Genomic DNA, 14,752 nt, shown 5'->3' on the forward strand with positions numbered 1-14,752 from the left:
AATTCAAAATTTTCCTCCAACTCTTGGAAGAGACCATCCTTTTTCTATTGCAAGAATTCGAACTATAAATACAAGACAAAGTGTTATCAAGGATGTGATTTCAAAAGAAACTTGAAGCTTTTCAAGAAAAACAAAAACAATTCCACCAATGATAGAACAAGAAGCATAAAAGTCTTCTTTAAGAATGAAAGGTACTTCTCCAGTAAGAATATCGCTGATTAAACCACCGCCTGTACCAGTAATTAATCCTAAGAGAACTATACCAAAGGAATTTATGTCATTCTCCATACCAATTATAAATCCCGTAACAGAAAAAGCTGCAAGTCCTACAGCATCAAAATATTTAATTACTTTTTTTGTCGACAAATCTTTTTTAAATTTCACATAGAAAAAAAGAGAAAGAATTATTCCGATTATTGTTATGCTAATGTCTTTATAGCTTATAAAAGCTGTTGGAGTTTTGTTAACTATTATATCCCGAATTATTCCACCACCTAAAGCAGTCAGAAAACCAAGAGTAGTAATCCCAAGAAGGTCAAGTTTTTTGTTAATACCCTTAAAAACACCTGAGGCTGCAAACGCTAAAAGACCTATTCCATTTAAAAAGTCAAATACAAACATTATTGATTTAATCCGTATTTATTTAACTTCCTATATAGATTTGAAATATCAATTTCCATAAAGGTAGCTGCTTTTTTTAAATCGCCATTAAATCGTTTAAGCACTTGTTTGATATAAGTCTTTTCAAATTCCTCTTTTGCTTTTTTGAGAGGAAGATTTGAAAGGTAATCAACAGCTCCACCTATAGAATTTTCTGAAGATAAGTATTTCTTTGCATCTTCAATAACTTCAATAAGTTTATCGTATTTAATAGGTTTTTCTAAAAAGTCAAAAGCTCCCAATTTCATAGCCTTTACAGAAGTTTCAACCGTTCCATGACCCGAAATAATCACTACTGCCAAACTTTGAGTGATTCCTCTTTCATGGAGCTCTTTTAAGATTTCCATACCTGAAATTCCAGGAAGAAAAAGATCAAGAATTAGTATATCTGGTTTAAGTTTCTCAATAGCACCTATGACTTTAGAACCTGCCTCTTCTATAAAGATTTCAAAGCCTTCATCTTCAAGAATCTCTTTTACCGTTTCTCTTATAGTTCTTTCATCGTCAACTATTAGAACCTTCATCTATCACCTTCGGATAACCTGGAAGGAGTTTTGCATTAAAAGTTTTTAAAAGCTTGTCTATTTTTTTCTCAGATTCCTGGGAAATTTTAACTTCTTTTTTTCCGTTTCCGTTAGATATCTCCAGAATCTTCACTCTTTTTCCAAATCTTTTTTCAAGTTCTCCTATTCTATCTTTGAGAAGTTCGTAAGCAGTTCTATTTTTTGGAATGATCTCTACAAATTCCTTTTTATCGTTTACTTCCTTTATGTATATATCCTCTAAACTATTAATTTCTTCTTCAGTGTTTTCTGTTTTTTTTTCAAGAACTGAAAGTTCTAATTTTCCCGATAATAGCTCACTTATTCTCTTTAAGTCTTTAAAGTAAGACAGTTTAAAAAGGTAAAAGAAAAGAGCTGTATACGGGTAAGGATGAGTAGCTACAACTTTATGAGCATCAGAAAGAATTTTGAAAGCTGCAAGGAGTTCTTCTTCAGAGAAATTTTTACCTTCGATAAACTCTCTTTCAACTTTTTCCAAAAGTTGCTTAACAATAAAAAGCGGATTGTATCCTTGACTCTCTAGCCTTTTTAACTTTTCCCTTAGTTCCCGTTTTTTTCCTGAAAAAGATAAACTAAGAATTTCAAAAATTTCCTTACCCGTAAGAACTCCTAAGAATTCAGATATGTAAGATGTTTTAACCAATCCATTACCTAAAGCTATAGCTTGGTCTAGAAGGCTTTCAGCATCTCTCATACATCCTTCTGAAGCTGTGGCTATAAGATAAAGAGCCTCTTCTTCATAACTTACATCTTCTTTTTCACATATTCTTTTGAGAGTTTCAACCATTAAATCCTTAGGAATTCTTCTAAAAACAAACTTCTGACATCTAGAAAGTATAGTTGGAGGTATTTTGTCTATCTCTGTAGTCGCAAGAATAAAAACAACATGCTCAGGGGGTTCTTCCAAGGTTTTGAGAAGAGCGTTAAAAGCCTCTTTTGTAAGCATATGGAATTCGTCAATAATATAAACCTTTTTCTTTCCTTTTACTGGAGCATAATTAACAGACTCTCTTAGTTCTCTTATCTGATCAATTCCTCTGTTTGTAGCAGCATCAATCTCTATAACATCTGGAAAAGAACCTTTTGAAATTGCTTGACAGTTAGAGCATTCGTTACAAGGTTCTCCGTCTATTAAACTCTCGCAATTAAGGGCTTTTGCAACAATTCTTGCTGTTGTCGTTTTTCCTACACCCCTTGGGCCGGCAAATACGTAAGCGTGAGCAAACCTTCCTGTTTTTATGGCGTTTTTCAGAGTGTTAGTAATATACTCTTGTCCAGTTACTTCTGAAAACTTGGATGGTCTATACTTTCTAGGTATTGCAACGTAAGCCATTTTTCTCCAAATTAGCAAATAAACTTTACCTTTTAAGCAATGCTATTGTATCATAAGGCAACAGTTTCTTTTTTTGTTCTTTTAAAAAGTCTTAAATTTTTTGTAAAATTCCCTTTACCACTTTTGGGGGTGTACATAATGCTTTTTAGGAAGCCTCAAGTTGCTTTTTATCCTTTTATGGTTCTAAGGGATGACTACAAATGCGTGAGATGTAAATCTTGTGTAGATCAGTGTTCGTTTGATGCCACTTACTACGACGAAGATCTTGAAATGATAGTAAACCGTAATGAAAACTGCGTTAACTGCAAAAGATGTGAAGCTTTCTGTCCTACAGACGCTATTAAAGTAGTTAAAAATCCTTCAACTTTCCATCCAGATGCCAACTGGACAGAAGAAGCTATAAGAGACATACACACTCAGATGCTTACAGGAGCAGTAATTCTTACTTCTACTGGAAACGATAAACCAATAAAGAATTACTTTGACCACCTTCTACTTGATGCCTGTCAGGTAACAAACCCACCAATTGATCCTCTCAGAGAGCCTATGGAACTAAAAACTTATATCGGTAGAAAGACTGATCAAGTTGAATTTGACGAAGATGGAATAAGTATAAAGACAAAAATCGGAAAACAGCTTGAACTCGAAATACCTGTTATTTTCTCAGCTATGTCTTATGGTTCTATCAACCTTAATCTTCAAAAAGCAATGGCAATAGCCGCCAAAGAATTTGGAACTTTTTGGAATACAGGAGAAGGTGGACTACACAAAAGTTTAAGAGAATTTAAAGACTCTACTATTGTTCAAGTGGCTTCAGGAAGGTTTGGGGTTGATCTAGACTATCTTGAAACCTCAGCAGCTATTGAAATAAAAATAGGACAGGGAGCAAAGCCAGGAATCGGAGGACATTTACCAGGTGAAAAGGTTAATGAAGGAATTGCAGAAACCAGAATGATTCCTGTAGGTTCTGATGCGATTTCTCCTGCTCCTCACCATGATATTTACTCAATTGAAGATTTAAGACAGCTTATCTATGCCCTTAAAGAGGCCACAAACTACGAAAAGCCTGTTTTTGTGAAAATAGCAGCAGTCCATAATGTAGCAGCTATTGCCAGTGGTATAGCTCACGCTGGAGCAGATGCAATTGCAATTGATGGGATAAGAGGAGGAACAGGAGCCACTCCAAAAGCTTTAAGAGATCATGTTGGAATTCCAATAGAACTTGCAATTGCTGCTGTTGACGACAGACTCAGAAAAGAAGGTCTAAGAAACGAAGTCTCTCTCATTGCAGCAGGTGGTTTTAGGAATGCAGTTGATGTTCTTAAGGCAATCGCTCTTGGGGCTGATGCAGTTTACATTGGAACAGTTGCTAAACTCGCAGCTGGATGTACCCAGTGTCAACAGTGCCATACAGGAAGATGCGCGTGGGGAATAACTACAAATGATCCAAAACTTGCAAAGAGATTAAATCCAGATATAGTTGCAGAAAATCTTTACAACTTATTGAGGGCTTGGGCACACGATATTAAAGAGCTCCTTGGAGCAATGGGAATAAATGCAATAGAAAGTATCAAAGGAAACAGACTAAGACTTAGAAGCTGGGGACTTACTGAACAGGAGAATAAAATCCTTGGCGTACTTCCTGCCGGAATGTAGGAGAGGTGAAGATGTCAAAGAAGAGAAAGCTTATGAAGGTCTATCCAATAGAGGATAACTGCATTTCATGTAGATATTGTGAAGTTGCATGTACAATGGTTCATAGTGAAACTCAAGATCCTATTAAAGCTTGCAAGCTTGAAGGACTTCTTCCAAGAGCAACCGTAGAAGTAAAAGGACCTGTATCTCTTTCCCTTATGTGTCGACATTGCAAACATCCATTTTGCCTTGATGCTTGTATTTCTGGAGCAATTACTCAAGATGAAAGTGGAAAAGTTATACTCAATGAAGAAAAATGTGTGGCTTGTTGGGGATGTGTTTTAGTTTGTCCTTTTGGAGCAGCCCATCCTCATCTTGAAAGGAAACATTCATTTAAATGTGACATCTGTGAAGGAAGAGGTTTTCCTGCTTGTGTAGAAGCTTGTCCAAATAGAGCTCTGATTTACGACTTTGAGAGGTAGAGAGAATGAGATACGTGATAATAGGAAACAGTGCAGCAGCAGTTGGATGTATAACAGGAATTAGAAAAGTTGATAAAGAAGGTGAAATAGTTGTTATTTCCTACGAAGATAGATGTTACTCAAAACCTATGATTGCAGATGTTTTAATAGACTATTCTGAAGAAAAGCTCCTTTACAGAGGTGAAGATTTCTTTAAAAAGAACAATGTTAGATTAATGCTTGGCTCTAAAGCTGTTAATATAGACACAGAAAATAAACTTGTGGTTTTAGAATCTAAGGAAACTGTACTTTACGATAAGCTTTTAATTTCAACTGGTGCTGTTCCTTTTGTTCCACCTATTCCTGGAAGTGAAAAAGAGGGAGTTTTTACCTTTACTGAATTAAATAGTGCTAAGAAAATGAAGGAATATCTTGAGAAAAACAGCGTAGAGAGAATTGTAGTTATTGGTTCTGGATTTATAGGCCTTGAGGTTGCTTACTACTTAAGAGAAATTGAAAAGGAAGTTGTTGTCGTTGAACTCCTTGATAGGGTTTTAGGAAAAGCTCTTGATAAGAGAGGTTCAGAAATAGTAGAAAAGATGTTAAGAGAAAAAGGAGTTCAATTTAAATTTAACGATACTGTTGAAGAGATTTTAGGGGAAGAGAAAGTAAACAGTGTTAGACTAAAAAGTGGAGAGGTTCTAAAAACAGAGGCTGTTGTCATTGCTATAGGTGTAAGGCCTAATGTTGAACTTGCAAAGGCAGCGGGAATTAGAGTAAACAGAGGAATAATCACAGATGACTTTATGAAAACAAATATACCTGATATTTTTGCTGCAGGAGATTGTGTAGAGTGTAAAGACATTACCGACGGAATAAGAAAAAATCTACCTCTCTTTCCATTAGCATTTGAACAAGGACTTATTGCAGGTCTTAATATGGCAGGAAAAGAGATAGAGTACTTAGGCGGATTACCTCTTAATTCCCTCAAGTTCTTAGACAAACCTGTTCTAAATGCCGGAATCGTTGAACCTCCCGATGATAGCTATGAGGTTTTAGTTAACGACAAATTTGATAAGAAAGGATACTATAGAAAGGCAATCTTGAAAGATGGAAAGCTTGTAGGATTTGTTGCAATTGGAGAAATAGATAGAGTTGGAATTCTAACCAATCTCATAAGACAAAAGATAGATGTTTCTAATATCAAAGATAGACTTATTTCTCTTGACTTTGGTCTTGTTGACCTTCCAAGAGATTGGAGAAGAGAAAAACTGGAGAAAGATAAAACAGGATATAAGGACTGGAGGCCTGTAGAATGATTGAAAGATGCGAGATGTCGGGCTGTGGCCTTGCAGGAATAGTTAATAGAAATAGAAAAAAAATATCTGGTAAATACATATATGACTCAATTACGTCCATGAAAGAACGTGGAAACGGAATGGGTGCAGGTTATGCAGCTTATGGAATATATCCGGAAATGGCAGAGTACTATGCTTTTCATGTAATGCTCGATGATATAGATGTTGAGTCAGAAGTTAATGCTGTTTTGAATAAATTTTTTAAGATTGTTAAAAGTGAAATAATACCTACAAAAAATGTTCCTTCTCTATATAAAAAGACGAAACCTCCCATTTTCTATAGATACTTTGTGGAGCCTAAAAAAGATGCCATACTTCCTCTTGAAACAGAAGAGGATATGGTAGTAAGAGTTGTAATGACAATTAATGATAAAGTAAAAGGAGCATATGTTATCTCAAGCGGAAAGAATATGGGAGCTTTTAAAGGAGTAGGCCATCCTGATGAAATAGGTGATTTCTTTGAGATAAAGGAGTACGAAGGTTATATATGGCTTGCTCATACTCGTTTTCCTACAAATACTCCCGGATGGTGGGGAGGAGCTCACCCATTTACACTCCTTGATTGGGCAATTGTTCACAATGGAGAAATTACTTCTTATGGAACTAACAAGAGATACATTGAGATGTTCGGTTATAAGTGTACTCTTTTAACAGATACAGAAGTTGGTGCATATCTATTTGACCTTTTATTTAGAAAACATAGGCTCCCAATAAGGGCTGTTTTTATGGCTATGGCTGCTCCTTTTTGGAAAGATATTAATCGTTACAAAGAACTTGAAAAGGAAAAGCTTTACGAAATGGCTAAAATGATAAGGACTGTTTACGCTCCAGCAATGCTCAATGGCCCATTTGCAATGCTTTTTGCCTTTAAGGATGGAGTTATTGGATTCAATGACAGAATTAAACTAAGACCTTTTGTTGCTGCTGTTAATGGAGATACAGTTTATATGGCAAGTGAAGAATCTGCAATAAGAGTTGTCTGTAAAGAACCTGAAAAGGTATGGATGCCAAAGGCTGGAGAACCTGTAATAGCCCTAATGAAAGACTGTAAAGAAGAAGACGTCTGCTATCCTGCATAAAAGGAGCTGAAAATGGAAGTGAGACAAGTTTCAGAAGGGATATATGAAGTTATATGTGGGACTGCACATTATAAAGAGGTAAATAAAAAGATTAAAGAGCTCGTAAAAAAAGGAGCTCAGAAAATTATTCTCAAAGAAGTTTACGGTCAAAGATACATTGGAACGGGTATAAGGGGAAATGTAAAAATTGACATTCATGGTATTGCTGGAAACGATCTTGGAATATTCCTTTATGGTCCTGAAATAGAAGTTTTGGGAAATGCTCAAGATGGTGTTGGAAATACCATGATGGCTGGAAAGATTATAGTTAGAGGTCATGCAGGAGATGTTTGTGGATATGGAATGAGGGGAGGAAAGATTTACATAGAGGGAGATGTCGGCTATAGGGTTGGAATTCATATGAAGGGTTACAAAGATTTAATCCCAACTTTTATAGTTGGAGGTAAGGCAGGTAACTTTTTCGGTGAATATATGGCTGGTGGAAGACTAATTCTTCTTGGATTAGATAAAAAACCGGGAGAAGATATAGTAGGAGACTATTGTGCAACTGGAATGCACGGCGGAGTTATGTACGTAAGAGGAGAAGTTCCGCAAAGGTACTTAGGTAAGGAAGTTAAGGTTTTTGAAGTAAATGAAGAGGATATGAAGATTTTAAGAGAAGAGCTCAAAGGCTTTTCTGAAGCCTTTAATATTTCAGTTGATGAAATACTATCTGAGCCATTTGTAAAAATTGTTCCTGTTAGTGCAAGACCTTATGGAAGGATGTATGCTCACAGGTGGGGTATTGCAAGTGGAGTTATTAAATAGGGAGGTTAAACTTTGTATAACTATCCAGATAGTAAGGGGAAATTTGGAATATACGGTGGAAAATTCGTTCCTGAAACTTTGATGGCAGCTCTTTCAGAACTCGAGGAAAACTATTACAAAATCAAGAACGATTCATCATTCCAAGAAGAGTTCAATAAGCTACTTAAAGAATACGTTGGACGTCCTACACCTTTGCAATATGCCAAAAGATTTTCGCAATATCTTGGAAATGGAATTAAAGTTTATTTAAAGAGAGAAGATTTGAATCATACAGGAGCTCACAAGATAAATAATGCCTTAGGTCAGGCACTTCTTGCAAAACGTATGGGTAAAAAGAAAATAATTGCCGAAACAGGAGCTGGGCAGCATGGAGTTGCAACGGCTACTGCCTGTGCGTTTTTAGGTTTAGAGTGTGTTGTCTACATGGGAGAAGAGGACGTAAGGAGACAGGCTCTAAACGTTTTTAGAATGGAACTTCTTGGTGCTAAGGTAGAAGTTGTAAAAAGCGGTAGCAGGACTTTAAAAGATGCTGTAAACGAAGCAACAAGAGATTGGGTAACAAACGTAAGGACTACTCACTATATAATCGGTTCAGCAGTTGGTCCTCATCCTTATCCTGAAATGGTTAGAGATTTCCAATCTGTTATTGGAAGAGAAGCAAAAGAGCAAATATTAGAAGCTGAGGGAAGATTACCAGACACCATTGTTGCCTGTGTCGGTGGAGGAAGTAACGCAATAGGAATTTTCTATCCGTTCATTGAAGATGAATCTGTAAAACTTATCGGCGTTGAAGCTGGTGGATACGGCCTTGACACAGATAAACACGCTGCAACCCTGTGCAAGGGAACAGTAGGAATTCTCCACGGTGCTAAATCCTATCTTCTTCAAACCGAAGATGGACAAGTTACTCCTACTCACTCAGTTTCTGCAGGTCTTGATTATCCTGGAGTTGGTCCTGAACACTCTCTTTTAAAGGATATAAAAAGAGCAGAATATTATGCAGTAACTGACGATGAAGCTCTTGAAGCTTTTCAGATTCTTTCAAGAACAGAAGGAATTATTCCAGCCCTTGAAAGCTCCCATGCAATTGCCTGGGTGATAAAACATAAGGAAGACTTAAAAGATCAACTTGTAGTTATTAACCTTTCAGGACGTGGAGATAAAGACGTTAATCAAGTTAGAGAAATACTTGAAGAAAGAGAAGATCTTCGCTTATGGTAGACGAAATAACAGGTCTTTTTTCAAGAAAGGCTTTCTTTGATTTATTGGGAAAGAAATCAAATGATAATAGAGAAATAATTATTGTCATCTTTGATATAGATGACTTCAAATTTGTAAATTTATCCTATGGTTATGATGTAGGAGATAGTATACTAAAAGCTTGTGGAAATCGTATTAAGGAAGTTTTTCAAACTTACTTTTCTGAAATTTTTATAGCAAGGACAGATTCTAATGAATTTTCAATAGCATTGTTTGATGACATTCCATTAATAAGAATTAAGGAAATTTTTTATAAACATATAAATCGAATGCTTTTTAAAAAAAGAAATGAATTAATAGCAATTACTGTTAGTGCAGGAACTAGTAAAGGAAAACATCCTTTAGAAGTTTTCTCTAAAGCAGAAAATTCTCTTTTTTTAGCAAAGGAAAGTGGAAAAAACACAATATTTATTGATGAAAAGTCACGAATAAGAGATTTTCAAAAGATGAAAGATATTAGAAAAAAACTTATAGAAGCTATAAGAGATAACAGTGTTAAACCCTACTTTCAACCTATTGTATCACTAAGAACAGGTGAAATATTTGGATATGAAGTTTTAGCAAGGATATTTTATAAAAATGAACTTTTGAAGGGAGATTATGTTTTTAGTATAGCAGATACCTTTTCTTTAACGCCTGAAATAGATAAACAGTTATTTCTAAAGGCTATCAAATATTTAAATAAAGAATACAAGCTTTTTTTTAACATTTCAATGAAATATTTCGTCAAAGAACTAAATAATATATTTCAAATTGCAAAAACTTATTCCATTAACTTAGAGAATATAACTCTCGAAATAACAGAATCTCAAAAGTTAATACAAGAAGAAGTAGCAAAAAGTATATTTCGAATGTTCAAAGAATTTCACGTTGGTATTGCAGTAGATGATTTTGGAGCAGGTTACTCAAATTTTGTGTACTTAAAAAAGTTTCCTGTAGATGTCTTGAAAGTAGATGGAGACTTTATAAAGAATGCAAAGAAAGACGTTAAAGATCTAGCGATTGTAAAATCTATTGTTGATATAGGAAGAATTTTTAGAATTAGAACATTGGCAGAATTTATAGAGGATGAAGAGACTTACAGAATAATGAAAGACATTGGAGTTTCACTTGGTCAGGGTTGGTTTATTGGAAAGCCAGCACCTGAGCCTCAAAAAGTAAAAATTAATTTAAGTTAAAATAGAAAGAGGGTGCAGAGCACCCTCTTTTAGTTATTCTTTCTTTTCGTCTTCTTCCTTCTCGTCAGAATCTTCTGCAGTTTTTATCTCAGCCTGTTTTGGAGGAATTTCCCTTTCTACTTCAAAAGTGAATTCACCTTTTTCTTTGTCGTAGTCGATCTTAACTTTATCTCCATCCTTTACTGTACCTTCTAGTATTTTTACAGATAACGGTGTTTCAATGTCTCTTTGTATGGTTCTTCTTAGAGGTCTTGCTCCAAACTCTGGAACATAACCCTTCTTAGCAAGTGCAGATTTTGCTTCTTCTGTAAGAACGATTTTAATTCCTCTATCTTCCAGTCTCTTGTTGAGCTTTGTAATTAGAAGGTCAACGATTTGCTTGATCTCTTCTTCAGAAAGTGGATGGAAGATGATTATTTCATCAATTCTATTAAGAAATTCAGGTCTGAATCTCTTTTTAAGTTCGTTCATTATCTGCTCTTTAATCTCGTCATATCTCTTTTCAAACTCTTCTTTAGAAAGATTCATTAGATATTCAGAACCTACGTTGGATGTCATGATTATCACTGTATTGCTAAAGTCAACAGTTCTACCTTTTGCATCCGTAAGCCTTCCATCATCAAGAATTTGTAGCAAGATGTTAAACACGTCTGGATGCGCTTTTTCAATCTCATCAAGTAAGATTACACTGTAAGGCTTACGTCTAACTGCTTCTGTAAGTTGTCCGCCCTCTTCATAGCCAACGTATCCTGGAGGTGCACCAATGAGTTTAGAAACTGCGTGCTTTTCCATATACTCAGACATATCAAGTCTAATAATTGCAGTTTCATCCCCAAAGAGATATTCAGCAAGAGTTTTTGCTAGTTCAGTTTTACCAACTCCCGTTGGTCCAAGGAATAGGAATGAACCAAGAGGTCTATTTGGTGGCTGAAGTCCTGCTCTTGCACGTCTAATAGCTTCAGAAATTGCTTTAATAGCTCTTTCTTGACCGATAACTCTTTTATGGAGCTCTTCCTCCATCTTGAGAAGTTTCTGAATTTCTTCCTCTTGAAGCTTAGATGCTGGAATTCCAGTCATTTCGGAAATTACTTCAGCAATGTCTTCAGCCGTTACAACTGGAACATTTTCACCTTCTTCTTTCATCTTCTCCTGTTTTTCTTCAAGTTCTTTAATCTTTGTTTCAATATCCTTAATTTCTTTCTTTAGCTTAGCAGCTTTGTCAAACTCCTCGTTCTTAACAGCTTCATCAAGTTCTGCTCTTAAAGCATGTAGCTTTTCTTTAAGTTCAGCAAGTTCAGGAGACATGTAGGTGGCTTCTATCTTTTTCCTCGCACATGCTTCGTCAAGAACATCTATAGCTTTATCTGGTAAGTACCTACCTTGAATGTACTTTTTAGAAAGTTTAACTGCAGCTTCAATCGCATCGTCTGTAATTTTTACTTTGTGGTGTTCTTCAAGCTTAGGTTTTAAGCCTTTGAGCATCTTAATAGCACTTTCTATACTTGGTTCTTCTACCCATACAGGAGCAAATCTTCTTTCAAGTGCTGGATCTTTTTCAATGTACTTTCTAAACTCGTCAACCGTTGTAGCACCAATAACTCTGAATTCACCTCTTGCAAGAGCAGGTTTCATAATGTTTGCAGCATCCATTGAACCTTCTGCCGCACCTGCCCCAACAACAGTGTGAAGTTCATCAATAAAGAGAATGATGTTTCCTTCCTCTTTAACTGCATCAAGAACCTGTTTTAGTCTTTCTTCGAATTCACCACGGTACTTTGTACCAGCAACAAGAGAAGCCATATCAAGAGCAACAATTCTCTTGTCTTTTAATTCATCAGGAACTTCACCGTTTGCAATTCTTTGAGCAACACCTTCAACAATTGCTGTTTTACCAACACCTGCTGGACCAACAAGCACAGGGTTATTCTTAGTTCTTCTAGAAAGTATTTGAATAACCCTTTTAATTTCATTTTCCCTATCAATAACAGGGTCAAGTTTACCTTCTTCTGCAAGACCTGTAAGATCAATTCCAAACTTCCTCAAGATTTCAGGAACTTGTTTTCCGCCTCTTCCGGCTCTTCCTCTTATTTCTCTTGAAAGTTTCTTTCTGCCTTCTCTGTACTTTTTAACAGCATTCCATGCTTCTTCTTTTTCAAGTCCAGCCTTGAGAAGAATCCTATAAGCCATACTTTCAGGCACTTCATAAAATGCTAGAAATAGGTGCTCAAGATCAACATTTCTTGCTTTCATCTGACGGGCAATATCTATTGCTGCATCAAAAACTTTTTTCATTGTAGGTGTAATGTAGATTTCATCGTACCCTGTATAGCTTGAAGGAAGTCCAAGTCTTCCAACTCTATCAACTTGCTCTCTTAAAAATCTTTTAGCTCTTACAGGATCAAAACCTGCTAACGTAAATATGTCAAGTATAGGTGAACCTGGAAGTTCAACCATTGCAAGCAAAAGATGTTCTGTATCTACATATCTTTCCCCAAGTTGTCTTGCAATTTCCTGAGAAAGAAGAATTGCATCCTTTGCTCTTCCACTTAAAACATCCCAGATGTTCATTTTTCCCTCCTTCTTTATTGGATTTATTTTTTAAGAATATCAAGGAGCTTTTCTGTATCAAGCTCCTCAAACCGTAATTCTTTAAGTAGTGTTATGAGCATACTTCTTGCACTATCATCAAGTTGCTGTGCAAGTGCAGTAAAAAGTTTTTCAAGATCATCTTCAAGTTTGAGTATTAAATGAGTACCTGCAACATTAACTCCTCTTTCTCTTGTAAGAGAAACTATTCTTTTAACTCTAACAAGATCTCTTTCAGAGTAAAGTCTGGTTCTCCCCTCAGTCCTTGAAGGTTTTATAAGTCCTTCATTTTCATAAAACCTAAGAGTTTGAGGATGAACACCAGCAATTTTAGCAACGATACTAATCATATAAACTGGCGTATCTTTATCAATCACTGCCACCCTCCTTAATCCTTAAATTTTAATTTAGTTATATTCAATAATCTTGTCAACTATATTAAAATAACTTTTTAAGCTAAATACAAAGATAGTATAAAACTCCTCTAAATGCTACTTGATAGTGTCTTGATTTCTAAAAAAAAGGAAATAAGGAGGAACTATCCTCCTTTAAGAAAGGGAAGCAAAAAGAAAAATTAGTAAGGTAACTTGTTAATATTTACATTCTCTTTAATCCACTTTATGTAAGCAGGAATTCCTTCTTCTATTTGTGTTCCTGGATACCAGTTTAATATTTCCTTTGTTTCTGTAAGATCAGCTTCTGTATAGTTTTGATAGAAATCGTAAGGATTATCAAAATATTCAATTTCAACATCTACGTTTAGCGTTCTTCTTATTACATCAACGATTTCATTAAAACTTCTTGCCTTTCCTGTTCCGATATTTACAATTCCGCTTTTATTTGCTTCAAAGCTTTTTATGTTTGCTTCTATACAATCCATTACATAAACAAAGTCCCTTTTTTGTTCTCCCCACTTGAAAAGTCTTGGCCTTTTCCCCTTCATTATTTGAACGGTTAATTGAAGAACCATACTTGCCATTTTACCTTTGTAAGTTTCTCTTGGACCGTAAACGTTAAAGTATCTAAGACCAACAACGGATATCGTTGGATTTTCCTTCATAAACTTATAGGCAAGCATATCCATAGCGTATTTTGAAAAACCGTAAATGTTTTCGGGTAGTAATTCTTGATTAACTTTCATTGGAGCTGGACCGTTTCCATAAACTGCTGCAGATGAAGCATAAATAACTTTTGCTTTGCTTTCTCTAGCAATTTCCAATAAGTCTTTAAAAGCTTCGTAGTTAGCTTCCATCATTTTTCGCTGGTTTGTATCTGTTGTATTGGCGTTTGCTGCTTGATGAAAGATAACATCAAATCCATATTTTCTAAGTTTTTCTATGGTTTCGGGTTCTGTAATTGAACCAGTTATGATTTCTCCTTCAAATCCGATTAAGTTTTTAAAATGACCAGAAGAAAAGTCATCAAGAACGAAAACTTCTATATCTTTGTATCTTTTCTGGAGCTCTAATGCGAGATTAGAACCTATAAATCCTGCTCCGCCGGTAACTAATGCTTTCATTCTCCTAATTCTCCTTTTAAATAGGTTTCGTAACCTTTTTGCTTGAAGAAATCTACAAGAGCTTTTGCATATTTTTTCGCTAAGTTCCATCTATGAAAGGTTGCATACGTGGAAGATTCAACAAGTTCGTCTCCTTCAAATATTACTACAGAAACCCCCCATACAAATTTTTGAAGACTTTCGTCCTTGTATATTCTTTGAACAAAAATGTCACATATCTTAGAAGGCTCTCCCAAAACTTTTGAAAGTTCTTCCGGAGATTTTGCAAGTGCATCAGTCATTAATTCTCTGAAAAAATTTTCAGCCATAATGT

14 protein-coding genes are annotated in these 14,752 nt (G+C 35.4%); 7 read left to right on the top strand and 7 right to left on the bottom strand.

All coding sequences use genetic code 11. The annotated features are described in order from the left end of the window. Positions 1 to 3: 3 nt before the first annotated feature. Genes DESTER_RS02695 through dnaX form a run of 3 tightly spaced genes read right to left on the bottom strand, consistent with a single transcriptional unit; the run spans position 4 to position 2,556 of the window. Positions 4 to 621 carry a trimeric intracellular cation channel family protein gene (locus tag DESTER_RS02695; protein WP_013638128.1) on the bottom strand — a complete coding sequence of 206 codons (618 nt, stop codon included), beginning with the start codon at positions 619 to 621 and terminating at the stop codon, positions 4 to 6. Further along, complete coding sequence (locus DESTER_RS02700) at positions 621 to 1,184, bottom strand: response regulator (RefSeq protein ID WP_013638129.1); 564 nt, start codon at positions 1,182 to 1,184, stop codon at positions 621 to 623. Before DESTER_RS02700 ends, DESTER_RS02695 begins: the two co-directional genes overlap by 1 nt. Further along, positions 1,165 to 2,556 carry a DNA polymerase III subunit gamma/tau gene (dnaX, locus tag DESTER_RS02705; protein WP_013638130.1) on the bottom strand — a complete coding sequence of 464 codons (1,392 nt, stop codon included), beginning with the start codon at positions 2,554 to 2,556 and terminating at the stop codon, positions 1,165 to 1,167. Before dnaX ends, DESTER_RS02700 begins: the two co-directional genes overlap by 20 nt. Positions 2,557 to 2,694: 138 nt before the next feature. On the opposite strand from dnaX, the gene DESTER_RS02710 reads away from it, so the two are divergent. From DESTER_RS02710 to DESTER_RS02740, 7 genes are read left to right on the top strand one after another with little or no spacing between them, the layout of a single operon-like run. Next, positions 2,695 to 4,212, top strand: coding sequence for a glutamate synthase-related protein (locus DESTER_RS02710; RefSeq protein WP_013638131.1), 1,518 nt, complete (start codon positions 2,695 to 2,697; stop codon positions 4,210 to 4,212). An 11-nt stretch (positions 4,213 to 4,223) separates the two neighbouring features. Beyond that, the gene (locus tag DESTER_RS02715; protein WP_013638132.1) at positions 4,224 to 4,673 is read left to right on the top strand and encodes a 4Fe-4S dicluster domain-containing protein; all 450 of its coding nucleotides are present in this window, start codon (positions 4,224 to 4,226) and stop codon (positions 4,671 to 4,673) included. Between the two features lie 5 nt (positions 4,674 to 4,678). Next, positions 4,679 to 5,971, top strand: coding sequence for an NAD(P)/FAD-dependent oxidoreductase (locus tag DESTER_RS02720; protein WP_013638133.1), 1,293 nt, complete (start codon positions 4,679 to 4,681; stop codon positions 5,969 to 5,971). Next, positions 5,968 to 7,089 carry a class II glutamine amidotransferase gene (locus tag DESTER_RS02725; protein ID WP_013638134.1) on the top strand — a complete coding sequence of 374 codons (1,122 nt, stop codon included), beginning with the start codon at positions 5,968 to 5,970 and terminating at the stop codon, positions 7,087 to 7,089. The genes DESTER_RS02720 and DESTER_RS02725 overlap by 4 nt, the downstream gene beginning before the upstream one ends. A 12-nt stretch (positions 7,090 to 7,101) precedes the next feature. Then, positions 7,102 to 7,896 (top strand): GltB/FmdC/FwdC-like GXGXG domain-containing protein, encoded by a 795-nt coding sequence (locus tag DESTER_RS02730; protein ID WP_013638135.1) that lies wholly within the window; start codon positions 7,102 to 7,104, stop codon positions 7,894 to 7,896. Between the two features lie 12 nt (positions 7,897 to 7,908). Further along, complete coding sequence (gene trpB, locus DESTER_RS02735; RefSeq protein ID WP_013638136.1) at positions 7,909 to 9,117, top strand: tryptophan synthase subunit beta; 1,209 nt, start codon at positions 7,909 to 7,911, stop codon at positions 9,115 to 9,117. Then, complete coding sequence (locus DESTER_RS02740) at positions 9,111 to 10,334, top strand: EAL domain-containing protein (RefSeq protein ID WP_013638137.1); 1,224 nt, start codon at positions 9,111 to 9,113, stop codon at positions 10,332 to 10,334. Before trpB ends, DESTER_RS02740 begins: the two co-directional genes overlap by 7 nt. A gap of 33 nt (positions 10,335 to 10,367) precedes the next feature. On the opposite strand, the gene DESTER_RS02745 is transcribed toward DESTER_RS02740, so the two are convergent. The 4 genes from DESTER_RS02745 to DESTER_RS02760 form a co-directional block, all read right to left on the bottom strand. Then, the gene (locus tag DESTER_RS02745; RefSeq protein WP_013638138.1) at positions 10,368 to 12,902 is read right to left on the bottom strand and encodes an ATP-dependent Clp protease ATP-binding subunit; all 2,535 of its coding nucleotides are present in this window, start codon (positions 12,900 to 12,902) and stop codon (positions 10,368 to 10,370) included. A gap of 23 nt (positions 12,903 to 12,925) precedes the next feature. Further along, positions 12,926 to 13,297, bottom strand: coding sequence for a MerR family transcriptional regulator (locus DESTER_RS02750; RefSeq protein ID WP_013638139.1), 372 nt, complete (start codon positions 13,295 to 13,297; stop codon positions 12,926 to 12,928). A 197-nt stretch (positions 13,298 to 13,494) separates the two neighbouring features. Beyond that, positions 13,495 to 14,439 carry an ADP-glyceromanno-heptose 6-epimerase gene (gene rfaD, locus DESTER_RS02755; RefSeq protein WP_013638140.1) on the bottom strand — a complete coding sequence of 315 codons (945 nt, stop codon included), beginning with the start codon at positions 14,437 to 14,439 and terminating at the stop codon, positions 13,495 to 13,497. Next, on the bottom strand, positions 14,436 to 14,747 hold the full coding sequence (locus DESTER_RS02760; protein ID WP_013638141.1) for a hypothetical protein: 312 nt from the start codon (positions 14,745 to 14,747) through the stop codon (positions 14,436 to 14,438). The genes rfaD and DESTER_RS02760 overlap by 4 nt, the downstream gene beginning before the upstream one ends. Positions 14,748 to 14,752 lie beyond the last annotated feature (5 nt).

Source organism: Desulfurobacterium thermolithotrophum DSM 11699, assembly GCF_000191045.1.
Lineage (GTDB): Bacteria > Aquificota > Aquificia > Desulfurobacteriales > Desulfurobacteriaceae > Desulfurobacterium > Desulfurobacterium thermolithotrophum.